Source organism: Streptomyces sp. JJ36 (assembly GCF_021696945.1).
GTDB lineage: Bacteria > Actinomycetota > Actinomycetes > Streptomycetales > Streptomycetaceae > Streptomyces.
Map to the genome: position 1 here is coordinate 15,470 of NZ_JACYHE010000017.1, position 26,441 is coordinate 41,910.

Sequence of the window (26,441 nt, forward strand, 5' to 3'; positions counted from 1 at the left end):
CCCTGCATCCCGTACGGAGGAGACCGGTGACCCGCACGCCCGCCCGCACCGTCCACCCCATCGAGCAGGAGTCGTACCGCATCCTGCGGTCCCGCCTGGACACCTCGGGCCTGCCACCGCTCACCCGGGCGGTGGTGGAGCGCGTCGTGCACGCCAGCGCCGATCTGGAGTACGCCGCGGACCTGGTGACGGACGAGGCGTCGCTCCGCGCCGCACACACGGCGCTGCACCGGGGGGCACCGGTGGTGACGGACGTGGCGATGGTCGCCGCGGGCATCACCCGGCGCCGCACCGTGTGCCGGCTGGCGGACGCGGTGGCCGGGCCCGGTCTGACCCGTAGCGCGCACGCCGTCCGGCTCGCCCACGAGGAGGTGGGTCCCGGTGCGGTGTGGGTGATCGGCTGCGCGCCGACGGCGCTGTTCGAGGTGATCGAGCTCGGCGTGTCGCCCACCCTGGTCGTCGGTCTGCCCGTCGGGTTCGTGGGCGCGGCCGAGAGCAAGGCGGCCCTGCGGGACAGCGGTCTGCCCGCCGTCAGCAACGTCTCGGAGAAGGGCGGCTCGGCCGTCGCCGCAGCGGCGCTCAACGCGCTGCTCTACGAGACGGGTGCCCCCGCCCCGGGCACCGCCCATCCGGAGAACGCCGGTCCCCTCCCGGGCCCGGCCCCTCGCACCACCAAGGAGAACTCGTGACTACCCCGCCCGCGCTGCTTCTCGTCGGCCACGGCACGCGAGACGACGACGGAGCCGAGGCCTTCCGCTCCTTCGTCGCCGAACTGGGCAAACGGAACCCGGACATCCCCGTTGCGGGAGGGTTCATCGAACTGTCCCCGCCGCCGCTCGCGGACGCCGTGGCGGAACTGGTGGACGCCGGTGCCACCCGGTTCGCCGCGGTGCCGCTGATGCTGGTCTCGGCCGGCCACTCCAAGGGGGACATCCCGGCCGCACTGGCCCGGGAGAAGGAGCGGCACCCGGGCATCTCGTACACCTACGGGCGCCCGCTGGGCCCGCACCCCTCGCTGCTGGAGGTGCTGGAGCGCCGGCTGGACGAGGCGCTGGGCGGCGCGGGGCGCTCCCCCGCGGACCGCGCGGACACCACCGTGCTGCTGGTGGGCCGCGGTTCCACCGACCCGGACGCCAACTCCGAGGTGCACAAGGCCGCGCGGCTGCTCTGGGAGGGCCGCGGCTACGCCGGCGTGGAGACCGCCTTCGTCTCGCTCGCCGCCCCCGACGTGGCCTCCGGGCTGGACCGTTGCCGGAAGCTGGGGGCCCGCCGCATCGTGGTGCTGCCCTACTTCCTCTTCACCGGTGTGCTGCCGGAGCGGGTGCGGATGCAGTCCGAGGGGTGGGCCGCGGCCCACCCGGACGTGGAGGTGCTGGCGGCCGGCGTGCTCGGGCCCACCGACGCGCTCGCCGGGCTGGTGCAGGAGCGCTACCGGGAGGCGCTGGCGGGCGACATCCGGATGAACTGCGACTCCTGCGCCTACCGTGTCGCCCTGCCGGGGTTCGAGGACAAGGTCGGGCTTCCCCAGCAGCCGCACTACCACCCGGACGACGACGGGCACCACGGGCACGGGCACGGTCACCACGAGGGCCATGCGCACGGGCATCCGCACGGCGGTCATGCGCCCGCGCACTGAGCCGGACCTGCGGCACCACGGGGACGCCGAGCTGCGCGACGACGGCGCGGGGCTCACCGACCTCGCGGTCAACGTCCGCGCCGGCACGCCGCCCCGCTGGCTGCGGGACCGGATCGCCGCTTCCCTGGACGGGCTCGCCGCCTACCCGGACGGGCGCGCCGCCCGGCGGGCGGTGGCGGCACGGCACGGGCTGCCACCGGAGTGCGTGCTGCTGACCGCCGGCGCGGCGGAGGCGTACGTCCTGCTGGCCCGGGCGGTGGCCGCCGGGCGCCCGGCCGTGGTGCATCCCCAGTTCACCGAGCCGGAGGCGGCCCTCCGGGACGCCGGGCACCAGGTGCACCGGGTGCTGCTGGACGCCGCGGACGGCTTCCGCCTCGGGGCCGCGCGGGTGCCGGACGACGCCGACCTGGTGGTGGTGGGCAACCCGACCAACCCGACCTCCGTGCTCCACCCGGCCCGCGACCTCACGGCGCTGGCGCGGCCGGGCCGGGCACTCGTGGTGGACGAAGCGTTCATCGACGCGGTCCCCGGGGAACGGGAGTCGCTGGCACCACGGGTCACCGGCCTCCCGGGGCGGGTGCTGGTGCTGCGCAGCCTCACCAAGACCTGGGGGCTGGCAGGCCTCCGGATCGGCTACGTGCTCTCCGACCCGGAGACCGTCGCCGCGCTCGCCCGGGAGCAGCCGCTGTGGCCGGTGTCCAGTCCGGCCCTGGCCGCGGCGGAGGCCTGCTGCACACCGGCGGCGCTCGCCGAGGGGGAACGGGCCGCACGGGAGGCCGGCGAGGACCGGGCGTACCTGGTGAAGCGGCTCGCGGAGTGTCCCGGGGTGCGGGTGGCGGAACCCGCGGAGGCACCGTTCGTCCTGGTCCGCCACCCGCGCGCGACCGCGCTCCGCGCGCGGCTGCGCGAGCTGGGGTTCGCCGTGCGGCGCGGCGACACCTTTCCCGGGCTGGGTCCGGAGTGGCTACGGGTGGCCGTGCGCGACCGCGCGACGACGGACCGTTTCCTGGCGGCCCTCACCACCGCCGGAGCCTGATCCCCGGGCGGCCCGCCCGGCGGCCGGCCGCAACCGGCCCGGGGCCACGGCCCCTGAGGCGGCGGCCCCGGCGTGCCCGGGGCGGCCGTGCCGCACGGTTCCCGGGCCGCAGAGCCGACCCCGCCGGTCCCTCCCCGGCACCGGGGGAACGCTCCGCGCGACGCGTGGCCGGCGGCTCAGCCGGCCCGACCGCCCGCCCCCGGCCCGGGAAGCGGGCCTGCCGCTGCCGGGCGCGGGAGGTGCAGCAGCGCCGGGACGCGGCCGGCCCCCGCGGGACGCACTCCCGGCATCCGGTCCGCCGCCGGGGCCACCGGGACCGTGCGGGACCCTGGCCGGCCGTGACCCGTTCTGGAAACCCTGAGCCGGCGCCGGCTCGAACGCGCGGAGTGCCGGCTGCGGGCCGGTCAGGGCGCGCCCCGGAGCCGGCACCCGGCCCCGCCACGCGCGGCCGGGTGCCGGGCGGGCCTCCACCAGGGGCGCGCCGCGGAGCAGGCCCGCCCGGCCCGGCTCACCCTTCGTCGGGGCTGCCCGCGCCGCCGTCCCGGCCACGGCGGCGGAGCGCCACCAGCAGCCCGCCGGCGGCCAGCAGCACGGCCGCACCTCCGGCGAGGTACGGCGTGGCGGAGCTTCCGCCGGTCGCGGCGAGGCCGGCCTCCGCGGCCCCGGCCTCCGCGGATCCCGTGTCCGCCGCGTCGCCGCCGGCTCCGTCGTCGGCCTCCCCGGGGCCCCCGTCCACCGCCACCTGCTCCTTCTCCCCGGGCACGGTCTGGGTGCCGGTCTCCCCGCGAGGCGTACGGCAACGCGCCTCGGCGAGGGTGACGGTGCCGGCCACCTCGGCGACGCCGAGGTCCAGCGGGTCGACCGCGACGTCGAGCCGCAGCGCGGTGGCGGCGGCCGTGTCCGAGGTGGTGTCCGTCGCGGAGAGCTCCAGGCGGACCTCGCCGGCCCCGGGCACCCGCACCACCGTGGGCCCGCCCGCGGTGAGCGTGACCTTCTTCCCCAGCACCCGCACCGTGCCGGGGACCTTCGCCTCGGCCACCGGACGCTCCCCGGCGGCGCACTCGGCGCGTGCGGTCACCTTCCCGGCCTCGATGACGGAGAGCAGCGGCAGGCCGGGCACGTGCACCTTCGCCCGGACCAGCTCCACCCGGGCCCAGGACTTCCCCTTCTCCTTCCCGGCACGTGCGCGCGCCACGTCGGCGCGCAGCACCTGCACCGGGTCGCCGTTCTCGACGCCGTCGAGCCGGGCGGTGAGCGCGGCCCGGTCCGCGGTGTCGCCCGCGTCCTCGGCGCGCACCGTGTTCAGGGTGGCGCTCAGCGGCACGTCGACGGTCTTGTGCAGCAAGCCGACGTCGAGCTGTGTCCGGAGGACGGCGGCGCTCGCCTCGCCCTTGTCGCCGTGCCCGTCGGCGTGCGCGGGTGCGGCGGCGGCCCCCACCAGCGCGGCGGCGGCGAGCATGCTGCATACGGACTTGTTCACAGTGAGAAACCCCCACACAGGTCATGGCGTCAACGACGCGGCCATGGGGGACATCGCTCGCGCCGGTGACAGGAACCACGCCATCGTTGACCCACCCCGGGAACACTGTCAGGCACGCGGGGCACCTTCACCCTTACGGGGAGTCACCGCACGGGTGAACGATTCACCCACCCCCTGGTCCCCCCGCGTCACATCCCCGGGCCGCCAGGACCGGGCCCCGGGCCCGGGCAGCCGGGCAACCGGACGACCTGCCACCCGGCGGCAGCAGACGGCAGGCAGCGGGCAGCTACGCCTGCACGCGCCCGCGCAGCACCACCCGGCTCGGGGCGGACAGCACCCGTACGTCCGTGCGCGGGTCGGCCTCGTAGACGACCAGGTCCGCCGGGGCGCCCTCCTCCAGCCCCGGCCGGCCCAGCCAGCGACGGGCTCCCCAGGTGGTGGCGGAGAGCGCTTCCAGGGGCGGCAGTCCCGCCCGTACCAGCTCGGCGACCTCCTGCCCGACCAGGCCGTGCGCGAGGGAGCCGCCGGCGTCGGTGCCGACGTAGACCGGGATGCCGGCGTCCCGGGCCGCGCGCACGGTCTCGTAGCGGCGTTCGTGGAGGCGGCGCATGTGGCCTGCCCAGCGGGGGTACTTCCGCTCCCCACCGTCGGCGAGCGCGGGGAAGGTGGCGATGTTGACCAGGGTGGGCACGATGGCGACCCCGCGTTCGGCGAAAAGCGGGATGGTCTCCTCGGTCAGCCCGGTGGCGTGCTCGATGCAGTCGATGCCCGCCTCGACGAGATCCCGGAGGGAGTCCTCGGCGAAGCAGTGGGCGGTCATCCGGGCGCCCTCCTCATGGGCGGCGGTGATGGCCTCCTCCAGCGCCCAGCGCGGCCAGCAGGCGGACAGGTCGCCCTCCTCGCGGTCGATCCAGTCCCCGACGATCTTGACCCAGCCGTCGCCGCGCCGGGCCTCCCGCCGCACGTAGGCGGCGAGATCGCCGGGCTCGATCTCGTGCGCGTAGTTGCGGATGTACCGCCGGGTGCGGGCGAGGTGCCGGCCGGCCCGGACGATCTTCGGCAGGTCCTCGCGCTCGTCGATCCAGCGGGTGTCCGAGGGCGAGCCGGCGTCCCGGAGCAGCAGCGCCCCGGCGTCGCGGTCGGTGAGCGCCTGCTTCTCGGAGGTGGAGTCGTCCACCGGGCCGTGCGCGTCGAGCCCCACATGGCAGTGCGCGTCGACGAGGCCGGGGAGCACCCAGCCGGTCAGCTCCGTGGTGCCCCGGCGCAGGGTGGCGGCGGGCGGGCGGGAGTAGGTGAGGCGGCCGTCCACCGCCCACAGCTCGTCCCGTACGTCCTCGGGCCCGGTCAGCACCCGGCCCTTGATGTGGAGCACTCCGCTGTCAGTCATGGCCGCACTGTACGAGCCGCCTGGTAGGCTCCGGCAACCGCCGCCGGTCCCGCGCTCACGGGCCCGTGCGTCACCCGCGGTCCCGCCGGTCCCACCGGTGTCACCCGTCTTCCTCGGTATTACCCGCCTCAGCCATCGGCATGAGGCACGATATTCACCTGCGGCCACATTCCCGCTATCGTTATCGAGCGTAGCCACCCGTATTCTTCTTCCCGCTTTTCCGCAGCTCAAACACTAAGATTCCGCTAAGACCGTGACCCTATTTCCGGGCGGCCCCGGCAGTCGTTACGGCACTGTGACAGACTCCACAGCCCGCCGGTTCTGCCCCGGAAAATCGGGACATGACCTCGGAAAACCCAGCCCCTCGGAGCTTCCTGCGCGCCTGCGCGCGATAACATACATCGCGCGGTTTCGTAACCCCTTCCGACGATGCGATTTCCGTTTCTCCTGGGTAAATTTAGTCCTCATGACCGCCGCACAAGCAGACCATGCACGTGCCCCTAGCGATTTCTTGGAAATGCCGGAGGGACTGAAGCTCGACGCTCCTCGACTGGAGGACGGAGCCGCGATCTGGCGCATCGCCCGCGACTCGAAGACGCTCGATCTCAACTCCTCCTACAGCTACCTGCTGTGGTGCCGCGACTTCGCCGACACCTCGGTGGTGGCCCGCGACGCGGCCGGCGAGCCGGTCGGCTTCGTCACCGGCTACCTGCGCCCGCAGAGCCCGCTCACCCTCGTCGTCTGGCAGGTGGCCGTCGACGAGGCCCAGCGCGGCCGGGGGCTCGCCGCGGCGATGCTCGACGGCCTGACACTCCGTGTCGCCGAGGACCTGGGGATCGACGGGATCGAGACCACGATCACGCCGGACAACACCCCCTCGAACCGGCTCTTCACCTCCTACGCCGAACGGCACGGCGCCGCACTGGAGCGCGAGGTGCTCTTCGACGCCGGGGTCTTCCCGGAGGAGGGCCACGAGCCGGAGGTGCTCTACCGGATAGGCCCGGTGGCCGCCCTGACGGAGCGGCGCGCCGCGAACCGCCCCTGAAACTTCCGCGGGCCCGGCACCGCCGCCGCGTGCCACCCGCCGCGGGCCGGAACCGGCCTGCACAAACCCATACGGACTTCTCCCCCACGTGACTCACTCCCAGGAGCATGCTGTGACCATCACCCAGCCCGACCTGAGCGTCTTCGAGACAGTCGAGTCGGAGGTGCGCAGCTACTGCCGTGGCTGGCCCACCATCTTCGACCGTGCGCAGGGCTCGCACATGTACGACGAGGACGGCCACACCTACCTCGACTTCTTCGCCGGTGCGGGCACGCTCAACTACGGGCACAACAACCCGGTGCTCAAACGCGCCCTGATCGACTACATCGAGCGGGACGGCGTCACGCACGGTCTCGACATGTCGACGACCGCGAAGCGTGCCTTCCTGGAGACCTTCCAGGAGACGATCCTCAAGCCGCGCGGCATGAACCACAAGGTCATGTTCCCGGGCCCGACCGGCACCAACGCCGTCGAGGCCGCGCTGAAGCTGGCCCGCAAGGTCAAGGGCCGGGAGGCGATCGTCTCCTTCACCAACGCCTTCCACGGCATGTCGCTCGGCTCGCTGGCCGTCACCGGCAACGCCTTCAAGCGGGCCGGCGCCGGCATCCCGCTGGTGCACGGCACGCCGATGCCGTTCGACTCCTACCTGGACGGCGCGGTCCCCGACTTCATCTGGTTCGAGCGGCTGCTGGAGGACTCCGGCTCCGGTCTCAACAAGCCCGCCGCGGTGATCGTGGAGACGGTCCAGGGCGAGGGCGGCATCAACGTGGCCACGGCCGAGTGGCTGCGCGCGCTCTCCGAGCTCTGCGAGCGGCACGACATGCTGCTGATCGTCGACGACATCCAGATGGGCTGCGGCCGGACCGGCGGCTTCTTCTCCTTCGAGGAGGCCGGCATCAAGCCCGACATCATCACGCTGTCGAAGTCCATCGGCGGCTACGGGCTGCCGCTCGCGCTCACCCTGTTCAAGCCGGAGCTGGACGTCTGGGAGCCGGGCGAGCACAACGGCACGTTCCGCGGCAACAACCCGGCCTTCGTCACGGCGACGGCCGCGCTGGAGACGTACTGGAACGACGCCCAGATGGAGAAGCAGACTCTCGACCGCGGCGAGCAGGTCGAGCTGGCACTCCGTGCCATCGCCGAGGAGCACCGGGACGAGGTGGCCGACGTGCGCGGCCGCGGCCTGGTGTGGGGCATGGAGTTCCAGGACAAGGACCGCGCAGGGGCTGTCGCCAAGCGCGCGTTCGAGCTGGGCCTCCTCATCGAGACCTCCGGTCCCGAGAGCGAGGTCGTCAAGCTGCTGCCCTCCCTGACCATCACGGCGGAGGAACTCGACGAGGGGCTGCGCATCCTCGCCCGCGCGGTGCGCGAGACTGCCTAGGCGTCCCCTCGTACGGCCCGCCCCGTCCGTACGGGGCGGGCCGCCCCCTTGAGAGACAACCCAGAGCGACAGAGAGGCTCCACATCCGTGATCGTACGTTCGTTGCAGGAAATCGAGGGCACTGATCGTGACGTCAGGTCCGCCTCGGGGACCTGGCGCAGCAAGCGCATCGTGCTGGCGAAGGAGCGCGTCGGCTTCTCGCTGCACGAGACCACGCTCTACGCGGGGACGGAGACCTCGATGTGGTACGCCAACCACATCGAAGCCGTGCTCTGCGTGGAGGGCGAGGCCGAACTCACCAACGACGAGACCGGTGAGAAGCACTGGATCTCTCCCGGAACCATGTACCTGCTCGACGGGCACGAGAAGCACACGGTGCGGGCCAAGACGGACTTCCGCGTCGTGTGCGTCTTCAACCCGCCGGTCACGGGCCGGGAGGACCACGACGAGAACGGTGTCTACCCGCTTCTCACCGAGCCCGACGAAGGCTGAGCTCCCGCGGCGGTGGCCGCATCCCCCGTCCGCCGCCGCTCCGGCCGATCGCCCGCAGTACAGGGCCGTACGAGAGGAGAGGAAGGCAACACCATGACCACCGCACCCGAGCGCACCGCCGACCTGTACCCGACCCGGGGGGCCACCGAGGTGGCGACCCCGCGGATGGACCCCGTCGTGTGGTCCCAGCCGGGTACGCCGGGGCCGATCGAGGCCACGGACCTGGCGGCGTACGAGCGGGACGGGTTCCTGGCGATGGACCAGCTCATCACGGACGATGAGGTGGCCCTCTACAACCGGGAACTGGAACGGCTCACCTCCGATCCGGTGATGCGGGCCGACGAGCGCTCGATCGTCGAGCCGAAGTCGCAGGAGATCCGGACCGTGTTCGAGGTGCACAAGATCAGCGAGGTCTTCGCCAACCTGGTGCGGGACCCGCGTGTGGTGGGCCGTGCACGGCAGATCCTGGGCTCGGACGTCTACGTCCACCAGTCCCGGATCAACGTCAAGCCGGGGTTCGGGGCTACCGGTTTCTACTGGCACTCGGACTTCGAGACCTGGCACGCCGAGGACGGCCTGCCCAAGATGCGGACCGTCTCGGTCTCCATCGCCCTGACCGAGAACTACACCACCAACGGCGGCCTGATGATCATGCCGGGGTCGCACAGGACCTTCCTCGGCTGCGCGGGTGAGACGCCGAAGGACAACTACAAGAAGTCGCTGCAGATGCAGGACGCGGGCACGCCTTCGGACGAGGCCCTGGCCAAGTTCGCCGACGAGCACGGCATCAAGCTCTTCACCGGCAAGCCGGGCTCGGCGACCTGGTTCGACTGCAACTGCATGCACGGAAGCGGTGACAACATCACTCCGTACCCGCGGAGCAATGTCTTCATCGTCTTCAACAGCGTGGAGAACCCGGCGGTGGAGCCCTTCGCCGCACCGGTCCGGCGCCCCGGTTTCCTCGGGGCCCGGGACTTCACCCCGGTGAAGTGACGGGCGTCGCCGCAACGCCGGCACGCTGACCGCGCAGTGAACCCCTGAGGGGTGGGGCCGCGGGGGCTGTCCCACCCCTCAGGGGGCCTGGCGTCCCGCGGGGCGGCGCCGGCGCGCGGCCCCGGGACCCGTTCACCCCGCCGGATCCGTCAGCGGGCGGCCCCCGCCCCGCGCCGTCAGCTCCGCGAGCACCTCCAGCACCCGGTCGACGTCGGCGGCGGTGTTGTAGAGGTGGAACGAGGCACGGAGACTTCCCGCCCGTACGGCCGCGTCGATCCCGGCCTCGCGCAGCGCGTCCGCGGCCTCGGCCAGACCGGGCACCGACACGATCGGCGCACGCGCCGGCACCGGGCGCAGTCCCAGCTCCTCGGCCCCCCGACGGAAGGCGGCGGCCAGCGCGAGATCGTGCGCCGCGACGCGTTCCGTGCCGATCTCCTCCAGCAGCGCCAGCGAGTGCCGCGCCGCCAGGTGCGCCAGGAACGCCGGCCGCTCGTCGAACCGGCGGGCCGACCGCGCGAACTGCTCCACCGGCCCGTAGGTGCTGTTCCAGGGCTCCTCGCCCGCCACCCAGCTCGCGTTCCGCGGCACCACCCCGCTTCCGGCGTCCCCGGAGACCACCATCAGCGACACCCCGTGCGGGCAGAGCAGCCACTTGTAGGCGCTGCACAGCAGGAAGTCGTAGTGCGCCGGGTCGACGGTCAGCCAGCCCAGCGCCTGGGTGCCGTCCACCACGATGCGGGCCGGACGCCGGCCCCCCTCCGCCTGGGCGTCGACGGCGGCGCGCAGGGCCGCGAGATCGGCGACCCGCCCGTCGGCGGACTGGGCCGCGCTGACCGCGACCACCGCCGTCTGCGGCCCCACCTGCCCGGCCAGCCGCTCCAGCGGCGCGCTGCGCAGCTTCAGCCCGGGGCGCACCGCGAACGGGGTGATCAGCGCACTGAAGTCGCCCTCGGCGACCAGCACCTCGGCGCCGTCCGGCAGGGAGCCCGCGAGCAGCCCCGCGTACACCGCCACGCCGTTCCCCACCGCCACCCGCTCCGCCGGGACGCCCACCAGGCGGGCGAAGGCCTCACGGACCTCGGCGACGGCGGCGAGGCCGTGCTCGGGCGCGGCGCGCCCACGGGCGGCGTCCCGGGCGGTCTCCGCGAGGGCCTCCGCCGCGGCGAGCGGCAGCACGCCGGTGGACGCGGTGTTGAGGTACGTCGTGGCCAGGGGCGCGAACCGGCCCTCCGCGAGCGGTGCGGACGGGGGCGGCGCGGGGGTCTCACCGTGTGTCGTCATAGGCCCACTGTCGCCCCGGGGCCGCCCGCCGTCCACGGCATTCCGCCGCGGGGCGCCCGTGGCGGGTGCGGCCGGGTCCCGCGGGCGTGCCGGTGGGACCCGGCCGCCCGAGGGCCCCGGCCCGTGCGGGCCGCGCGGGATCGGAGCAGGCTCCGAGCGGTCCGGTCACCCCGGGACGACCCCCGTCCGCCCCGGGGTGACCGGCCACGGCGGCTCAGGCCCCGGGCAGCGGCACGGAGCACCGGTCGGAGAAGCCCTGGCCGGTGAGGCCCAGAGCGGCGTTGATCCGCGACCGGTGGTTCTCCACCGCCACCATGGCCATCAGCTCGACGAACGCGCGCTCCCCCAGCCGGTCGACCAGCTCCGCGACCAGCTCGTCGGTCACCTCCGGCGGTGTCTCGGTCATCACCTCGGCGAACTCCATCACCAGCAGCTCCAGCGCGCCGAAGAGCTCGCGGTGGTCGCGCCACGCGGGGACGTGCCGGACCTTCTCCATCGGCAGGCCCAGCTTCTCCGCCTCCCAGTGCCCGAAGTCCATGCACCACGAGCAGCCGATGCGCGCCGCCGAGACCATCACGGCAAGCTGCTTCAGCGCCGGGTCCACGGCGTTCCACCGGGCGATGCGCTGCTCGTAGCGGCCGCCGGCGAAGAGCACCCGCGGGTTGTGGCCCATGGCGGCCAGCGGTTCCAGGACCGCTCCGTAACGGCGCCGCGAGTACCAGGCGACGAACCGGGTGAGCAGCGAGCGGGGCGGGTCGAGGGAAATGCGTGCCACGGTGGCCTCTTCTCCGTCTCGGGGATCGTGTCACCGCTGCGACGGATCGCGGGCCCGCGGATGTGACATCCGCGCGGAGTCCGGCCACCCGGACCGTGGGGGTATATCCGGGGACGGGGCGGGCACCCGGGCGCCCCGCACACGGAGGGAGACTGGTCATGAGCGCGCCCCGCACTCTTCTGCTCACCGGAGCCGCCGGCGGAGTGGGCACGATGATGCGCGAGCTCCTCCCCGCCTTCGGCTACGAACTGCGTCTGCTGGACGCCGCCCCGGTCAAGGAGGAGGGGGAGGCGGAGACCGGGGCGGTGACCGCGGAGCTCGGGGACCGGGAGAGGCTCCGCACCGCCGTGCGCGGTGTGGACGCGATCGTGCACCTCGCCGGGATCTCCCGGGAGGCCACGTTCGAGGACATCCTGGAGGCGAACCTCCGCGGCACGTACCACCTCTACGAGGCGGCCCTGGAGGAGGGCGTGCGCCGGGTCGTCTTCGCCTCCTCGAACCACGCGATCGGCTTCACGCCGCGGCCCGGGCCCGGCGAGCCCCTGGTCCGCGCGGACGCCCCGCACCGCCCGGACACCTTCTACGGGCTCTCCAAGTGCTTCGGCGAGGACCTGGCACAGCTCTACTGGGACCGGTACGGCATCGAGACCGTCTCCCTGCGGATCGGCTCCTGCTTCCGCAAGCCGTCCTCCGTGCGGATGCTGCCGGTCTGGCTGAGCCCGACGGATGCGGCCCGGCTGGTCGACGCGGCGCTCACCGCGGACGACGTGGGGCACACCGTCGTCTACGGCTCCTCCGCCAACACCCGTGCGCTGTGGGACCTCTCCGGCGCCCGTGCGCTGGGGTACGTGCCGCGCGACGACTCGGAGGAGTACGCCGCCGGGCTCCTCGCGGAACAGGGCGAAGCGGGGCCGGCCGGACCCGGACACAACCGGATCGGCGGCACGTTCTGCGCCGTCCCGCTGGGCCGCCCGCACTGAAGCCCGCCCGGACCGGGCATGATGGGCCCGCAACTGCTCAGGCGACGGGGAGGGGCCCACCATGGGGCGCACGGACGGCATCGACGGCGGGCTGCGGCCGGCGGAGGACCTCGCGGGGAGCCCGGGGTCCTACCCCCCGGGGGATCTTCCGGCGCACCTTGCGGCGGACCTGGCGGCGGAGGACGACACCCTCACGCTCTCCGAGCTGCTGAACTCGGGAGTGGTGAGCTGGCTGATACTCGGGCTGATCGCGGGTACGGTCGCCAAGGTGCTGCTGCCGGGGCGCGACCCGGGCGGCATCCTCGGCACCGCCCTGATCGGCGTGGCGGGCGCCTTCCTGGGCGGCTGGCTCTCGGCGACCTTCCTGGACCGGCCGGTGAGCGACAACGTCGTCGACCCGGCGCTGTGGGTGGCTGCCGTGGCCGGTTCCCTGGTGCTGCTGGTCGCCTACCGCATCTTCTTCGGCCACTCCCGCGAACGCCGCTGACCGGCACCCGGCCCGCCGCACCGCCCCGGCTCCGCGCCGGTCAGCCGGTCGGGGAGCCGGGGCAGCGGGCCTCCCCGCGGGTCAGCCGGCGCCGTCCAGCGCGGTGCCGTAGAGCCGGTCCACCAGGAGCCGGACGACCAGCCGCCGCTCGTCCACCAGTCCGGCGAGGACGGACTGCTCCTCCCCGGGCGGGGGCGGGGCGGGCAGCAGCGAGAGCAGCTCACGTCCGATGTCGTCACCCGGCGTGCCGGTCACCGCGGTCAGCTCGGCCCGGCCCTCCGCGACCACGAACGCCATGTGATCGGGTGTCGCCACATGGAGGGCCGCCCTGGGGTCGCGCCGGAGGTGCCGCACCTTCACCCGGTCCGCCGTGGTGGCGAAGCGGAGCAGCCGGGCCTGCGGGTCCCAGTGATAGAGCATGGTCGTCAGATGCGGGTGCCCGCTGCGCTTGTTGGTCGCCAGCACCCCGAAGCCGCTCCCGCCGAGCAGGCCGGACAGTTCCTGCTCGGACAGCGTGCGCGGGCCGGGGCGCGGCGGCCCTTCCTCGTCGTTCTTCGTCATGCCCGCCCCAACCTCCGGCGGGGGCCGTTCTGTTCCGCCGGGGCGCAGCCCGCGTGCTCCAGGGCCCGGAGGGCGAGCGACCGTGCGGTGGCCGCGGGGTCGCCGGTGAGGTGCAGGCCGCCGAGCACGGTCGCGCCCTCGTGCAGCAGCAGCAGTTCGTCGGCCAGCCGGTCCGGGGCGTCCGCCCCGGCCGCGGCGGACAGCTCCCGCAGATACCCGCGCAGCCAGCGCTTCTGGTCCTCGATGACGGCACGGGCCGGGTGGCCCGGGTCGGGCAGTTCGGCGGCGGCGTTGACGAAGCCGCAGCCCCGCGGGTTCTCCCGCCGCATCCACGCGCCCAGGGCGTCGAAGGTTCCCGCAAGGCGCTCGGCCGGCTCCGCCGCGCCCTCCTCCACCGTGGCCGTGAACCAGCGGCGCCAGCGCGCGTCCCGTTCCCGCAAGTACGCGGTGACCAGCGCCTCCTTGGAACCGAAGCGGTCGTACAGGGTCTTCTTGGTGACGCCCGCCTCCCGGGCCACCAGGTCCACGCCGACCGCGGTGATGCCGCGCTCGTAGAACAGCCGTGAGGCCGCTTCCAGGATCTTGCGCGCCCCGGGGGTGAGCGTCTGCGGGGTGGGTTCCTCCGCCATCGCGCGGCCGCCTTCCGCTTGCAGTAAACCGATCTGTCTAGTTCACTGTACGGCAGGTAGAAGTAAACAGACCGGTTTACCTCCGTAGGAGTCCCCATGTCCGCCCCGCGCGCCGTAACCGCCCTTCCCGCCGCTCCCCCGGGGGTTCCTGCCGTCGTGACCTCGACCGGGCTGGTGGTGATGTGGAGCTCCGGCTTCGTCGGCGCCGAACTCGGCACCCGCGAGGCCGCGCCGGACACGCTGCTGATGTGGCGCTTCCTCGCCGCCGTGGCGCTCTTCGGCGGCCTCCGGCTGCTGCTGCGCCGGGGGCGGCGGCTGCCGCCGCGGGCCCTCGCCGAACAGGCCGTGATCGGGCTGCTCTCCCAGGGCGTCTACCTCGGCTCGATCGTCTGGGCGGTCGGTGCCGGGGTCCCCGCCGGCACCGCGGCACTGATCGCGGCGCTGCAACCGCTGGCGGCGGGGGCGCTCGCCGGCCGGCTGCTGGGCGAACCCGTGGGCCGCCGGCAGTGGGCCGGGCTCGCGACCGGACTGGCCGGCGTCGCCCTGGTGGTCCACGGCGACCTGGCTTCCTCCGCGGGGGCACCTGCCTGGGCGTACGTCCTCCCCTTCACGGGCATGGCGGGGCTGCTGGCCGCCAGCTTCGTCGAGCGCCGGGCCCGGCACCGGCCGGGTCTCACCGCGGCCCTGCCGGTGCACTGCCTGGTCAGCGCCGTCGCGTTCACCGCCGTCGCCGCCACGGGCGGCCGCGCGGCGCCCCCGGTGACCACCGGCTTCTGGCTCGCCGTCGCCTGGGTGGTGGTACTCTCCACGGCCGGCGGTTACGGCTTCTACTGGCTCAGCCTGCGCCGGTCCGGGGTCACCCGCACCAGTGCCCTGATGTATCTCACGCCGCCGACCACGGTCGTCTGGGCGTACGCCCTCTTCGGCGAGGCCCCCGGGCCCGTCGCCCTGGCCGGCATGGCGGTGAGCGTGGCCGGGGTCGTCGTGGCGGCCCGGCAGCGCCCCGGCACGGGTGCCGCCGTACGGACGCAGACGGCGGAACCGCACACCGGAGCCGTTCGTTACCCGGGGCATGACTGCAATGACCCCTGGCTCGAATCTCCCGCTGACCGCGGCACGGGTTGCGGTGGAGGTCACCGCGCCGGTGCGGCTGGACGTGTCGGGCCTCCTGATCGCCGCCGACGGCAAGGTCCGCTCCGATGAGGACTTCGTCTTCTACAACCAGCCCGGCGCACCGGGCGTGACGCACAGCGGCGGCGCGGCGGACGCCATCACCGTGGACACCGCGGCCGTCCCCGCGGACGTCGAGAAGGTCGTGGTGACCGCCAGCCTGGACGACCCGGGCGCCACCTTCGCGGGCACCGAGCCGACGGCCACCGTCCGCGACGCGGAGTCCCAGGAGGTCATCGCCACCTTCACCCCGTCGCAGCTCGGTCCGGAGACCGCGCTGATCGTCGCCGAGGTGTACCGGCGGAACGGCGCGTGGAAGGTGCGCGCGGTCGGCCAGGGGTACGCCGACGGGCTGGCCGGCATCGCCACGGACTTCGGCGTGTCGATCGACGACCCGGGCCCGCAGCAGCAGTCGCCCCCCACCCCGCAGGCACCGGCTCCCCCACCCGCGCCGCCGACGCCGTCCGCCCCGCAGGCACCGTCCGCGCCCGAGGCGCCCCCGGCCCCGCAGGCACCGTCCGCCCCGCAGCCGCCTCCGGCCCCGCAGGCCCCCTCGATGCCCGGTCCGCCGGTACCCCCGGCCCCGCAGGCTCCGTCGGCGCCGCAGGCGCCCGCCGCGCCGGCCCCGGGCTCCACCGGCGGCAAGATCAACCTGGACAAGGGCCGGGTCAGCCTTCAGAAGAACCAGACAGTCTCGCTGGTCAAGGGCGGCCGCCCGGTGCTCACCTCGGTCCGGATGGGGCTGGGCTGGGAGCCCGCCTTCCGCGGCAAGGACATCGACCTCGACGCCTCGGTCATCGCCTACGACGCCCGGCGCAAGAAGATCGACGCCTGCTACTTCGGCAAGCTGACCATTCTGAACGGCGTCATCCAGCACTCCGGGGACAACCTCACCGGCGAGGGCGCGGGCGACGACGAGGCCATCACGGTGCATCTGGGCGGCCTGCCGCCCGAGGTCACCGGGCTGGTCTTCACGGTGAACTCCTTCTCCGGGCAGAAGTTCTCCGACGTCGCCAAGGCGTACTGCCGGCTGCTCGACGCCACCACCGGCGAGGAGCTGGTCCGCTTCGACCTCACCGGCGCCGAGCCGCGCACCGGCGTGATGATGGCCAAGCTGATCCGGCAGTACTCCGGCGAGTGGGAGATGACCGCCCTGGGCGAGTACGTCGATTCGCGCACCGTCCGCGGCATGGTCAAGCCGGCCGGCGCCGCGCTCTGACCGGCCGGGCGGGGCGGGAAGCGTTGCCGCTGCTCCCCGGCCCGCCCGGCCCCGGGACCGTACCGGACGCGGCGCGGCCTTCAGCGGTGGCGCGGGTGCCGCCGCCAGGGCCCGGTGATCGCGAGCAGCAGGCCCGGCGTCTGGATGTTGGCGAAGAGGGTGTCGCCGTCCGGGGAGAAGCAGACCCCGGCGAACTCGCTGTACTCCGGCTCCTCCGCGGTCCCCACGTTGAGCTCGTTCCGCGCCAGCGGGTAGGTCTCGCCCCGCTCCGTTGCGCCGAAGAGGTGCTGCTGCCCCTCGCCGTCCTCGGCCAGGATCAGCCCGCCGTACGGGGAGACGGTGATGTTGTCGGGCCCGTCCAGGGTGCCGGGCGTATCCGGGTCGGTGTTCACCCCCAGCAGCACCTTGAGCGTGACGGTGCGGCGCCGCGGGTCGTAGAACCAGACCTGCCCGTCGTGCGGGGTGCCCGGGGAGTCGTCCTCCCGGGCGTAGGAGGAGACGAAGTAGGCGCCGCCATCGCCCCACCACATGCCCTCGAGCTTGCGGGCCCGGGTGACCTCGTGGTCCCGGAACTGCTTGCGGACCGGCGTCGCGCGGGCGTCGCGGTCCCGTACGTCCACCCAGTCCACGCCGTACACCACGCCGGTGCGGGTGGCGTGCGACAGGTCGGTGACGAACCGGCCGCCGGAGTCGAAGCACTTCATGGCCTGGAGCACGCCGGCGTCGTCGGCGAGACCGCGCAGCCGGCCGCGGCCGCCGCGGAAGCCGGGCGGGGGCGTCCAGCGGTAGAAGAGGCCGTTCGGGCCGGAGTCGTCCTCGGTCAGGTAGAAGTGGCCCCGCCGGGTGTCCACCACGACGGCCTCGTGGTCGAAGCGGCCCAGGGCCTTCACCGGGCGCGGGTCGAGATTGGCGCGGCGGTCGTGCGGGTCGACCTCGAAGACATAGCCGTGGTCCTTGGTCATGCCGTTCTCGCCGGCCCGGTCGGTGTTCTCCTCGCAGGTCAGCCAGGTGCCCCACGGGGTGCTGCCGCCCGCGCAGTTGGTGGAGGTGCCGGCGATGCCGACCCACTCGGCGACGTGGTCGCCGTGCCGGGAGACCTCGACGACGGTGCAGCCGCCGGCCGCCCCCGGGTCGTAGACCAGGCCCTCGGCCAGCGGCACGGGGTGCTCCCAGCGGTCGCGGGGGCCCTTCAGCTCGTGGTTGTTCACCAGCAGGGTGGTGCCGCGCGGGCCGCGGAAGGCGGCGGTGCCGTCGTGGTGGGACGGGGTGGTCTCGCCGGATTCGAGCGTGGTCCTGCCGGAGTGCGTGAGGACCCGGTACGCGAAGCCCTCCGGAAGCGCCAGGATGCCGTCCGGGTCCGGCAGCAGGGGGCCGTAGCCGAGCTCCGGGCGGTGCGGCCCGCGGTCGTCCCGGTCCCGGGGCCCGTGGTCCCGGGGGTGGCCGCCGCTGCCCAGCGCGCCCGGTGCGCTGGCCAGCACTCCCACGCTGCCGGCGAGGGCGACCCCGGCCCCGGCGGTGGCGGAACGCTTCGCGAAGTGTCTCCGGCTGATCGGCATCGTCTCTCCGGCCTCTCGTGCGGACCAACTGTGGCGCGCACAGGCTCCCGCCCGCCGGCGAACTCCGCCTGAACTCCGCACGACGGGCGCGGGGCGGAAGCCGCAGCCCGGCGGCCCGGACGTGCCGCGGCCCGGGGCCGGAGACCTCCGCCTCCGGACCGTCACCAGGACGGGCGTGGGACCTGTCCAGGGACCTTCGGGGATCAGCCCGCGGCGTCAGGGCCCCCGGCCGAAGGCTCTGGGGGAGCGTGCGCGCGCAAGGCGGAGGGTCGTTCTCGTACGGGGCGTACCGGGACGATGCGACAACGCGGCGCGCGGCGTGCCAGGCGTCGCGGGCCCGGGAAGGTCCGCCGGCAGACCCTAGCGGGAGCGTGCCCGGAACGCCGCCTTGCGGGCCTCCTTTGCCGTCCCGCGGTCCGGGTGGATCCGCCCCATCGCCTCCAGCACGTCCCCGGTCGCCGGGTGGTCGACCTGCCACGCCTTGTCGAAGAACCCGGTGTGCTGGTCGACCAGTCCCTGGATCAGCTCCCGCAGCTCCTCCGGCTCGCCGGCGGTCGAGAGCTGCGCGGCGAGGGTGTCGACGGTGAGCCAGAAGACCATCTGCTCGTCGGGCTGCGGCACGTCCCGTGCGCCGCGCTCGGCGAGCCAGACCCGGGCGAGTCCGCCGAGCTCCCGGTCGTCGAGCACCTCGCGCAGCGCCGGCTCCGCCGGGTCGCCTGCCAGGGAGAGGGCCTGCTGGCAGGCGAGGCGGCGAGCGGGCGCACCGGCGTCCCGGCCGCGGGCGGCGCCCAGCAGCTCCCGGGCGGCCTCCGGCACCGTACGGGCGGCCAGCCACCCCTCGACCTCCACCCGGGCGCTCTCCTCCGGGAAGCCGGGCAGCGCCGCGAGCAGCGCCGCGGCGCTCGCCTCGGCGAGGTCGCCGACGAGCGGCGCCTCGACGCCGGATTCCCGCATCCGCTCCCGCACGCCGTACAGCCCGAGCGGGGTGAGCCGGACCATGCCGTAACGGGCGACGTCCTCGTCCGGGTCCTCCGGCTGCTCGGGCAGCTCCCCCTCGGACTCCTCGGTGAGCTCCTCGTCGACGGGCCGGTAGGTGACCAGCCCGGTGGGCTCCAGCAGCCGGAACTGGTCGTCCAGGCGCATCATCGCGGCGGAGACCTCCTCCAGTGCCTCGTCGGTCGGCTCCTCCATGTCGTCGGGGACGATCATCGAGGCGGCGAGCACCGGCAGCGGCACCATGGCGCCGGCCGAGACCGCGGGGTCGGTGGCGGTCAGGAGGTAGAGGTTCACCAGGGCGCTGTCGAGGAAGCCGGCCTCCTCCTCCGGGTCCCAGTCGAGGGCGTCGAGATCGAGGGATTCCGGGTCGATCTGCCCGTTCTCGTCCACCTCGGGCTCGAGGTCGCCGAGCAGGTCCTCCAGGGCGGGGGTGGAGGCGTCGGCGAGGACGGTCTCCAGGCCGTTGAGCCACACGTCGAGGGCGTCCTCCGGGGCGCCCTCGGCAAACCGCTCCAGCTCCTCGCCGGCGGTGGCGGTGCCGGCTTCGTCGTCACCGTCCCCGTCGAGGGCGTCCTCCCAGGCGGGGCCGTCCGCCTCCGCGGCGTCGGCGTCCTCCTCGATCTCCACCATCCCGGTGTCGACGGCCAGCGTCCAGGCGTCGACGGCGAGGGCGGGGCCCTGGTCGTCCCCGTCCAGGCCGATCCGCCCGGTGGCCTCCTTGATCTGGCCGGCCAGGAGTTCGCCACCGGCGCCCACCCGCAGGCCGGTCTCGCCGGCCCAGCGGGCGAGCCGGACCGCGTGGGCGAAGAGCGGCGCGCTGCGCGCGTCGGCCGCCAGCTCCGCCGCGGCGGACAACCGTACGGGGGGCAGAGTGGGCCGGTCGTCACCGTGCATGGTGGGCGACTCCTCAAGGAGCTGGGGCAAGGCAGGACCAGCGTAGAGGACCCGGGACACGGATGACGCATTGCCGGCCCCCCGCCGGGAGGCGGCACAAGCGCCGTGCGCGCCCCGGCGCACGCTCCGGGCGCGCGCTCACTCGGTGCGCTCAGCCGGGAGCTCCGTCAGCAGGGCGTGGGCCACGGGCACCAGCGAGGTGCGCGCGGCGAACCGCCGGGTGGCCAGGCCGACCACGGCGGTCCCGGTGGCGGGCCGGTACCCCAGGAACGCCTCCTGCCCGGGGGTGGCCCCGGCATGGAAGCAGACCGGTCCGTACGGGCTCGGCTGCCGGAACCAGGTGAGGGTGTGCAGGTGACGGTGACCGGCGCCCCGGCGCAGCACGGGGCGCTGGACTTCCGCGAGGGCGCCGGAGAGGCGGCCGGCCGCCGGTCCGTCGCCGGGCCGCACATGGGCCTCCAGGAAGGCCAGCAGGTCGTCCGGGGTGGCCCGGACGGCGCCCGCGGGGGTGAACCCGGCCAGCTCGGCGGGCGGGAGCGGGGTACGCCCGTCCGCGGCGTGCCCGGTGGCGTCCCGGTCCGGCCCGGCGGCGCACAGCGCGGTGCCGGCCAGGCCGAGCGGGTGCAGCACACGACGCGTCAGCAGCTCGCCGTAGGGGGAGCCCACGGTGTGGGCCAGGGCGTGGCCGAGGACGGAGACCGCGAAGTTGGAGTAGTGCCAGCGGGTGCCGGGGGCGCGCCGCGGGCGGGTCCGCCGGTAGGCGTCGAGCAGCCGTCGGCGGCCGTAGCCCGCGTAGGGGTTGACCCGCCAGCGGGGCAACGCGTGCGGGTAGAAGTCCCGCGGCAGCCGGGGCAGGCCCGAGGTGTGGGTGAGGGCGTGCAGCAGGGTGACCGGGTGTGCGGGGTCCCCGGCACGCGCCCGTACGGCCGCGGGCAGCCGGGTGTCCAGCGGATCTCCGGCGGCGAGCAGCCCGTCGTCCGCGAGGGCGGCGAAGAGGAGGCCGGTGAAGGTCTTGGTCGCCGAGCCGATCTCGTACCGCAGCGCGCGCCGGTCGCCGGGCGGGTACGGGCGGGTGCCGCCCGCGACCAGGGTGCGGCGGCCGCGGTGGGAGACGGCGAAGACCACGTCCGGGGCGGGGACCGCGGCCACCGCCTCGCGCAGCCGGGCCGCGGTGAGCGTGCCCGCGGCGGCATGCGCGGCCGGGGCCGGCGGGTGGTGGGCCTGGGCCGGGCGGCTCATGGCGCCCCTCCGGGGCCGGGGAACGCCCCTGGGGAGCCGGGCCCTCCGGGACCGGCCTCCCCGCTTCCGGGGCCGCCCGGCTCCGGGCCGCCGTCCGCGCCGGTCAGGGCGCTCAGCGCCCGGGAGGTGGCCAGCGCGGAGGCCAGCGCGGCCACCAGCGTCGGGTGGTACACCAGGTCGAACACCTCGTCGGTGTCCCCCTCCGGCATCCCGTGCTGCACCGGCATGGCGCCGTCCGGGGACCGGGCCGCGGCGAACCGTTCCCAGACCTCCCGGTCCAGGGCCGGTACGGGCAGGCAGGCGTCCACGACGAGCAGCTCCCCGACGAGGTCCCAGTGCTCCATCCCGGCCCAGTCGTCCAGCCACGCCGGGAGCCAGTGCGTGAGATAGCCGGCCAGGCCGGCGGGGAGGCCGCCGGGGTCCGCGCCCCAGTCGGTGAGGTGGTAGACGGTGTGCGTCACGTCGTACGCCAGGTGCTGCTCCACGGTCCACGGCTCCGGGGCCCGCCCCAGCCAGGTGCCCCGCAGGGCCTCCTCGGTGCCGGTGCTGGGCGGCAGGCCGGCGCGCCGCTCGGTCGCGGCGAGCCCGAGACGGCGGACGGGCAGCATGCCGAGCGCGGGCCAGCTCGCCAGGCCGCGGGCGACGGCGGCGGCGCGTTCGATCCCGGGGTGGACGTAGCCGACCTCCCGGAACGGGACGTAGATCTCCAGCGGGATCGGGCTCAGCGGCTCCTCGCGCTGCATCCACGCGAGCAGCGCGCCGGAGTCGAGCAGGTCGTGCCAGGCGAAGTCCAGCAGCCGGCGGGCGATGCGGGCCTGCCGCGAGCCGGCCACGCCCTCGCGGAAGAGCACCGCCCCGATGGTGGCCAGTTCCCCGAGGGGCTTGAAGCGGTCCTTGACCTCGGTGTCCGGGGTGGTGTCGTCCCGCCGGGCGCGGAAGAACTCGCGGTGCGCGTCGAGCCACTCCAGGGCGCCGGCCCCGACGCCGTGGACGAGCCGGGCGGGTGCGGCGGCCCGGGGGCCGGCCGGTGCGGTCATGAGGCCCTCCTCACTCGGTCACCGCGGCGGCCCCGGGGAGACACCGGGTCCGGGCCGCGGTCAGGCCGGCGGCGAACGCGGCCACCAGCGTGGCGTGGTAGCAGCCCAGGAACGCCGCGCGGGTCGCGCCGGCGGGAGACTCGCCGGCCGCGGAGACTCCCGTGGACGGCTCCCCGGCGGCGGGCTCCCCGGCCCCGGGCCCGGCCGCGGGCGGCGGCCCGGCCTCGGCGAGGGCTCCGTCGGCGCCCTGGGCGGCGGCAAGCCGCCGCCACTCCGCCGCCGCGGGGAGCGGGTCGGGGAGGCAGGCGGCGGTGGCCAGCAGTTCACCGGCCAGGTCCCAGCGCTCCTCCGCCAGGCAGCAGTCGGTCCAGGCGGGTAGCCAGAGCGCCAGATGGTCCCGGACCCCGTCGGGGAGCTCCCGGGGCCGGCGCCCCCAGCCGGTGGCGTGGAAGACGTAGTGGGTCAGGGCGTAGCCGGAGCCGCCCTCGAAGGCCCACGGCTCGGGCAGGGCGCCGAGCCAGGTGCGGCGCATCGCCTGCTCGGGCAGCTCGTGCGGCGGCAGCCCCAGGCAGCGTTCGGCCTGGAGCACGGCCAGCAGCCGGGTGGGTTCCAGCTCGGCGGCCCGCCAGGCCCGGGTGCCGGCGTGGGCACGCGCCAGTTCCTCGTACGGGCGGTGGCGCAGCCCGGCCTCGGCGAAGGGGGCGTACACCTCCAGCGGGTAGGTGGCGTGGGGTTCGGCCCGGGCGAGCGCCACGAAGAGCGCGCCGTGCCCCGCCTCCCGCCATGCGTGGTGCAGCAGCCGGCGGGCCGCCCGGTGCGTCTCCCGGGTCAGACCGGGCAGCGTGGCCAGGGTGCCGCTCAGCCGGGCCAGCTCGCCCAGCGGCTTGAGCGTGGCATCCGGGTCGCAGCCTGCGCCGGTGGGATCGCCGGGGAGCCGGAAGCCCGCGGCGTGCGCGTCCAGCCAGGCCAGGGCCGACGTGGTCACCCGGTCCAGCAGGGCCGCCGGCGCCTGCTGCGCCGGGGCCCGGGTGACGGTCACGCGGGCTCTCCGGTGAGCAGCAGCCGGGCGGCCCGGGTCTGCAGGACGACGCGGGCGTCCTCCGCAGCCATGTGCTCGACGAAGTCCAGTCCGGCGCCGAGCCCGACCGAGGAGGGCACGCCGGGGGTGAGGGCCAGCCAGCGGCCGGCCCCGGCCGCCTGCAGCCAGTCCCGGCGGCGTACCGCGCGGACGAAGCCGCGGGCCAGGTCCACCGGACGGGCGGCCACGGCGGTGCGCAGCGCGGAGTCGATGCCGGGGACGGCCAGCGAGGCGAGGTGGGCGAGGTGGTGGGTCATCCGCTGCCACGGCTCCCGCGCCACCCAGTCCGCGTCGGGCTGACCGGAAGCAGGGGACGCGGGGGCGCCGGGGCCCGCCGGTCCGGGGTGTACGGAGGGCCCGGCCGGTCCGGCCGTGGCCGGGTTACCGGCCACGGGCCCCGCACGCCCCGTGGGCGTGCCGGTGGTGCCGGGGCCCGGGGGGCCGTGCGCCGCGGGCAGCCGGCGCAGTGCCTCCCGCAGGCCCCAGTGGCTCCACCGGGTGGTGGCGGAGGCGCCGGGCCGGGGCGGGTGGTCGGCGCAGGCCCGTTCTGCGGTGGCGGTGTCCACCACGGCCGGGCGGCCGCTCAGGGTCGCCGGTGCGAGGACGTCGGCGCCGAGCACGCGCACGGCGGCGACGGTGAGGGGATCTGCGCCGGAGGCGTTCCACGCTTCCGGGCGGCCGTCCCCGCCCGCGAGGGCGGAGGCGACCGCGGCCGCGAGTTCCTGGGCCGCGTCCGGGAGACCGGACGCGGCGGGGACTGCGTTCACCACGACCGGCGGGTTACCCCTTCTTGGGCCGCGGAGTAGGCGGGGACAGCAGGGCCGCGCCCTTGGCCAGGAGCAGACTGGCGCATTCGCGGGAGTCGCGGAAGACGCCGTCCGGCTCTGCCGGGTTCAGCAGGGCGTCGACGTCACCGGCGAGTTCCTCCGCGGTGAGTGGCTCGGCCGGCTTTCCGGTGGGCGACAGCATGGAATCACCTCTTCCGATTCGTCCTTCTGTGCACCGGTTCCAGTGCAGGGCACAACTATCCGGCTCGCAACCCGGAAATCCCCGCGGGGCTGCGCAGAAGTGGTCACGGGACGTCGACGGAGGTTCATCTCCAGGTGATCCGGCGGTCGCCTGCCGCGCCTTGACAAGACCGCTGGGCTCCGTAGGTTTTACGCGCGTAGCACCGCCCTCGCCGGGCGGCCCCTCATCGCGCGCCGACTCCTGCCCACGGAGGCTCCCTTGACGTTCCGTCATACGGTCATACCCCGCGCCCTCGTCCTCGCCGCCCTGACGTCCACGGTGCTGGCCTCACCCGCGGTCGCGGCCCCGCACCCGGCGGACGGGGACGCCGGGGCCGGCGGCACCCGCGTCCACGACATCCAGGGCACCACCAGAACCTCCCCCTACGCCGGGCGCACCGTGCGCGAGGTGCCCGGCGTGGTCACCGGCGTCCGCAGCTACGGCTCCCGGGGCTTCTGGCTGCAGGACCCGGACGCCGACGACGACGCGGCCACCAGCGAGGGGGTGTTCGTCTACACCGGCTCCTCCCCCACCGTGCGGACCGGCGACGCGGTGCTGGTCACCGGGGAGGTCTCCGAGTACACGCCCGGCGGGCGGAGTTCGGGCAACCAGTCCGTCACCCAGATCACCCGGCCCGAGGTCCGGGTGCTCTCCTCCGGCAACCCCCTTCCCCGCGCCCGCGCGCTGGACCTCCGTACCGTCCCCGACGCGTACGCGCCGGAGGGCGACCCGGCGGACGGCGGCAGCATCGACGGCCTCCCGCTCCGTCCGGGGCGGTTCGCGCTGGACCGCTTCGAGTCGCTGGAGGGCATGAACGTCCGCATCCGGCACGCCCGGGTGGTCGGCCCCAGCACTCCGTACGCCGAGCTGTGGGTGACCGTGAAGCCGTGGCAGCACCCCACGCCGCGGGGCGGCACCCGCTACGCGTCCTACGCGGCGCAGAACTCCGGGCGCCTCAAGGTGGAGATGCTCACACCGCTCTCCGAGCAGCCCTTCCCCACCGCCGACGTGGGCGACCGGCTCACCGGCACCACGGCCGGGCCGCTCGACTACGACCAGTACGGCGGCTACCTGGTCGCCGCCCGGGAGCTGGGGGAGGTGGAAAGGCGGCACCTGCCGCGCGAGCGCACCCGCCCGCAGCACCGCTCCGAACTCGCCGTGGCCACCTACAACGTGGAGAATCTCGACCCCGGCGACGACCAGGCGAAGTTCGACCGGCTGGCCGAGGGCGTGGTGCGCTCGCTCGCCTCGCCCGACATCCTCGCCCTGGAGGAGATCCAGGACGACAGCGGCCCCGAGGACGACGGCACGGTGACCGCCGACCGCACGGTGCGCAGGCTGGTGGACGCGATCGTCGCGGCGGGCGGTCCGCGCTACGCGTGGCGCGGCATCGACCCCCGGGACAAGCAGGACGGCGGCCAGCCCGGCGGCAACATCCGCAACGTCTTCCTCTTCGACCCCGACCGGGTCTCCTTCGTGGACCGCCCGGGGGGCGACGCGACCACCCCCACCGGCGTGACCGAGCGCCGCGGGAAGGCGGCGCTCACCCTCTCCCCCGGCCGGATCGCGCCGGGTGACGAGGCATGGGAGGACAGCCGGAAGCCGCTGGCCGGCGAGTTCCGGTTCCGCGGGCGGCCGGTGATCGTGGTGGCCAACCACTTCGCCTCCAAGGGCGGCGACCAGGCGCTGCACGCCCGCTTCCAGCCGCCGCGGCGCAGCTCCGAGGAGCAGCGGATGCGGCAGGCGCGACAGGTCAACGCCTTCGTCGCGGACGTGCTGGCGGTGCAGCCCTCGGCGGACGTGGTGGTCCTCGGCGACGTCAACGACTTCGAGTTCTCCGGCACCGCCGAGGCGCTGACGGACGGCGGGGTGCTGCGCAACGCGGCGCTCCGGCTGCCGCCCTGGGAGCGCTACACCTACGTCTACCAGGGCAACTCGCAGGTCCTGGACCAGACCCTGGTCTCCCCCGGGGTGCGCTCCTTCGACTACGACATCGTGCACACCAACGCCGAGTTCGCGGACCAGGTGAGCGACCACGACCCGCAGGTGCTGCGCTTCCGGCCCTGAGCCGCCGGACGCCG

At 74.9% G+C, this 26,441-nt stretch carries 25 protein-coding genes; 12 read left to right on the forward strand and 13 right to left on the reverse strand.

Features of this window, described 5'->3' with window-relative positions; translation table 11 throughout:
* The first annotated feature begins 26 nt into the window (after window positions 1–26).
* The 3 genes from HOY81_RS09630 to cobC are packed head-to-tail and all read left to right on the forward strand — an operon-like array spanning window position 27 to window position 2,672.
* Window positions 27–689 carry a precorrin-8X methylmutase gene (locus HOY81_RS09630; RefSeq protein WP_237319842.1) on the forward strand — a complete coding sequence of 221 codons (663 nt, stop codon included), beginning with the start codon at window positions 27–29 and terminating at the stop codon, window positions 687–689.
* Complete coding sequence (locus tag HOY81_RS09635; RefSeq protein ID WP_237319843.1) at window positions 686–1,636, forward strand: sirohydrochlorin chelatase; 951 nt, start codon at window positions 686–688, stop codon at window positions 1,634–1,636. The genes HOY81_RS09630 and HOY81_RS09635 overlap by 4 nt, the downstream gene beginning before the upstream one ends.
* Window positions 1,593–2,672 (forward strand): Rv2231c family pyridoxal phosphate-dependent protein CobC, encoded by a 1,080-nt coding sequence (gene cobC, locus HOY81_RS09640; RefSeq protein ID WP_237319844.1) that lies wholly within the window; start codon window positions 1,593–1,595, stop codon window positions 2,670–2,672. Before HOY81_RS09635 ends, cobC begins: the two co-directional genes overlap by 44 nt.
* A 508-nt stretch (window positions 2,673–3,180) precedes the next feature.
* On the opposite strand, the gene HOY81_RS09645 is transcribed toward cobC, so the two are convergent.
* Both HOY81_RS09645 and HOY81_RS09650 read right to left on the reverse strand, forming a co-directional pair.
* Window positions 3,181–4,152: an SCO1860 family LAETG-anchored protein gene (locus HOY81_RS09645; protein ID WP_237319916.1), complete on the reverse strand. Its 972-nt coding sequence runs from the start codon at window positions 4,150–4,152 to the stop codon at window positions 3,181–3,183.
* Between the two features lie 286 nt (window positions 4,153–4,438).
* Entirely contained in the window at window positions 4,439–5,539 is a 1,101-nt protein-coding gene (locus HOY81_RS09650) for an amidohydrolase family protein (protein WP_237319845.1), read from the reverse strand.
* A 517-nt stretch (window positions 5,540–6,056) separates the two neighbouring features.
* Between HOY81_RS09650 and ectA the strand changes: the two genes are divergently transcribed.
* From ectA to thpD, 4 genes are all read left to right on the forward strand, one after another.
* Window positions 6,057–6,584, forward strand: a complete 528-nt coding sequence (gene ectA / locus HOY81_RS09655) for a diaminobutyrate acetyltransferase (RefSeq protein ID WP_237319846.1) — start codon at window positions 6,057–6,059, stop codon at window positions 6,582–6,584.
* Window positions 6,585–6,696: 112 nt separating this feature from the next.
* Entirely contained in the window at window positions 6,697–7,965 is a 1,269-nt protein-coding gene (ectB, locus tag HOY81_RS09660; RefSeq protein ID WP_237319847.1) for a diaminobutyrate--2-oxoglutarate transaminase, read from the forward strand.
* Between the two features lie 87 nt (window positions 7,966–8,052).
* Window positions 8,053–8,457 carry an ectoine synthase gene (locus HOY81_RS09665; protein ID WP_237319848.1) on the forward strand — a complete coding sequence of 135 codons (405 nt, stop codon included), beginning with the start codon at window positions 8,053–8,055 and terminating at the stop codon, window positions 8,455–8,457.
* Window positions 8,458–8,550: 93 nt separating this feature from the next.
* On the forward strand, window positions 8,551–9,450 hold the full coding sequence (gene thpD / locus HOY81_RS09670; RefSeq protein ID WP_237319849.1) for an ectoine hydroxylase: 900 nt from the start codon (window positions 8,551–8,553) through the stop codon (window positions 9,448–9,450).
* Window positions 9,451–9,582: 132 nt separating this feature from the next.
* Here thpD and HOY81_RS09675 read toward each other — a convergent pair whose 3' ends face one another.
* Complete coding sequence (locus tag HOY81_RS09675) at window positions 9,583–10,731, reverse strand: aminotransferase class V-fold PLP-dependent enzyme (protein WP_237319850.1); 1,149 nt, start codon at window positions 10,729–10,731, stop codon at window positions 9,583–9,585.
* A 214-nt stretch (window positions 10,732–10,945) separates the two neighbouring features.
* A complete protein-coding gene (locus tag HOY81_RS09680; protein WP_237319851.1) occupies window positions 10,946–11,506 on the reverse strand; it encodes a carboxymuconolactone decarboxylase family protein in 561 nt (186 codons plus the stop codon).
* 158 nt (window positions 11,507–11,664) lie between these two features.
* Here HOY81_RS09680 and HOY81_RS09685 point away from each other — a divergent pair, with 158 nt between their 5' ends.
* Window positions 11,665–12,486, forward strand: coding sequence for an NAD(P)-dependent oxidoreductase (locus HOY81_RS09685; RefSeq protein ID WP_237319852.1), 822 nt, complete (start codon window positions 11,665–11,667; stop codon window positions 12,484–12,486).
* Window positions 12,487–12,694: 208 nt separating this feature from the next.
* Window positions 12,695–12,973: a GlsB/YeaQ/YmgE family stress response membrane protein gene (locus HOY81_RS09690; protein ID WP_237319909.1), complete on the forward strand. Its 279-nt coding sequence runs from the start codon at window positions 12,695–12,697 to the stop codon at window positions 12,971–12,973.
* Between the two features lie 81 nt (window positions 12,974–13,054).
* On the opposite strand, the gene HOY81_RS09695 is transcribed toward HOY81_RS09690, so the two are convergent.
* Complete coding sequence (locus tag HOY81_RS09695) at window positions 13,055–13,534, reverse strand: pyridoxamine 5'-phosphate oxidase family protein (RefSeq protein WP_237319853.1); 480 nt, start codon at window positions 13,532–13,534, stop codon at window positions 13,055–13,057.
* Complete coding sequence (locus tag HOY81_RS09700) at window positions 13,531–14,163, reverse strand: TetR/AcrR family transcriptional regulator (RefSeq protein ID WP_237319854.1); 633 nt, start codon at window positions 14,161–14,163, stop codon at window positions 13,531–13,533. The genes HOY81_RS09695 and HOY81_RS09700 overlap by 4 nt, the downstream gene beginning before the upstream one ends.
* Before the next feature lie 156 nt (window positions 14,164–14,319).
* On the opposite strand from HOY81_RS09700, the gene HOY81_RS09705 reads away from it, so the two are divergent.
* The gene (locus HOY81_RS09705) at window positions 14,320–15,366 is read left to right on the forward strand and encodes a DMT family transporter (protein ID WP_237319855.1); all 1,047 of its coding nucleotides are present in this window, start codon (window positions 14,320–14,322) and stop codon (window positions 15,364–15,366) included.
* A complete protein-coding gene (locus HOY81_RS09710; protein ID WP_237319910.1) occupies window positions 15,290–16,552 on the forward strand; it encodes a TerD family protein in 1,263 nt (420 codons plus the stop codon). The genes HOY81_RS09705 and HOY81_RS09710 overlap by 77 nt, the downstream gene beginning before the upstream one ends.
* 80 nt (window positions 16,553–16,632) lie before the next feature.
* On the opposite strand, the gene HOY81_RS09715 is transcribed toward HOY81_RS09710, so the two are convergent.
* The 7 genes from HOY81_RS09715 to HOY81_RS09745 form a co-directional block, all read right to left on the reverse strand.
* Window positions 16,633–18,108 (reverse strand): alkaline phosphatase PhoX, encoded by a 1,476-nt coding sequence (locus tag HOY81_RS09715; protein ID WP_237319856.1) that lies wholly within the window; start codon window positions 18,106–18,108, stop codon window positions 16,633–16,635.
* Between the two features lie 360 nt (window positions 18,109–18,468).
* The gene (locus HOY81_RS09720) at window positions 18,469–19,998 is read right to left on the reverse strand and encodes a hypothetical protein (protein WP_237319911.1); all 1,530 of its coding nucleotides are present in this window, start codon (window positions 19,996–19,998) and stop codon (window positions 18,469–18,471) included.
* Window positions 19,999–20,136: 138 nt separating this feature from the next.
* Window positions 20,137–21,237, reverse strand: coding sequence for a serine hydrolase (locus HOY81_RS09725; protein ID WP_237319857.1), 1,101 nt, complete (start codon window positions 21,235–21,237; stop codon window positions 20,137–20,139).
* On the reverse strand, window positions 21,234–22,274 hold the full coding sequence (locus HOY81_RS09730) for a hypothetical protein (RefSeq protein ID WP_237319858.1): 1,041 nt from the start codon (window positions 22,272–22,274) through the stop codon (window positions 21,234–21,236). The genes HOY81_RS09725 and HOY81_RS09730 overlap by 4 nt, the downstream gene beginning before the upstream one ends.
* Before the next feature lie 10 nt (window positions 22,275–22,284).
* On the reverse strand, window positions 22,285–23,313 hold the full coding sequence (locus tag HOY81_RS09735; RefSeq protein ID WP_237319859.1) for a hypothetical protein: 1,029 nt from the start codon (window positions 23,311–23,313) through the stop codon (window positions 22,285–22,287).
* On the reverse strand, window positions 23,310–24,122 hold the full coding sequence (locus HOY81_RS09740) for a hypothetical protein (RefSeq protein WP_308340970.1): 813 nt from the start codon (window positions 24,120–24,122) through the stop codon (window positions 23,310–23,312). Before HOY81_RS09740 ends, HOY81_RS09735 begins: the two co-directional genes overlap by 4 nt.
* 10 nt (window positions 24,123–24,132) lie before the next feature.
* Window positions 24,133–24,321: a hypothetical protein gene (locus tag HOY81_RS09745; protein WP_237319860.1), complete on the reverse strand. Its 189-nt coding sequence runs from the start codon at window positions 24,319–24,321 to the stop codon at window positions 24,133–24,135.
* A gap of 258 nt (window positions 24,322–24,579) precedes the next feature.
* Between HOY81_RS09745 and HOY81_RS09750 the strand changes: the two genes are divergently transcribed.
* On the forward strand, window positions 24,580–26,427 hold the full coding sequence (locus tag HOY81_RS09750; protein ID WP_237319861.1) for an endonuclease/exonuclease/phosphatase family protein: 1,848 nt from the start codon (window positions 24,580–24,582) through the stop codon (window positions 26,425–26,427).
* Window positions 26,428–26,441 lie beyond the last annotated feature (14 nt).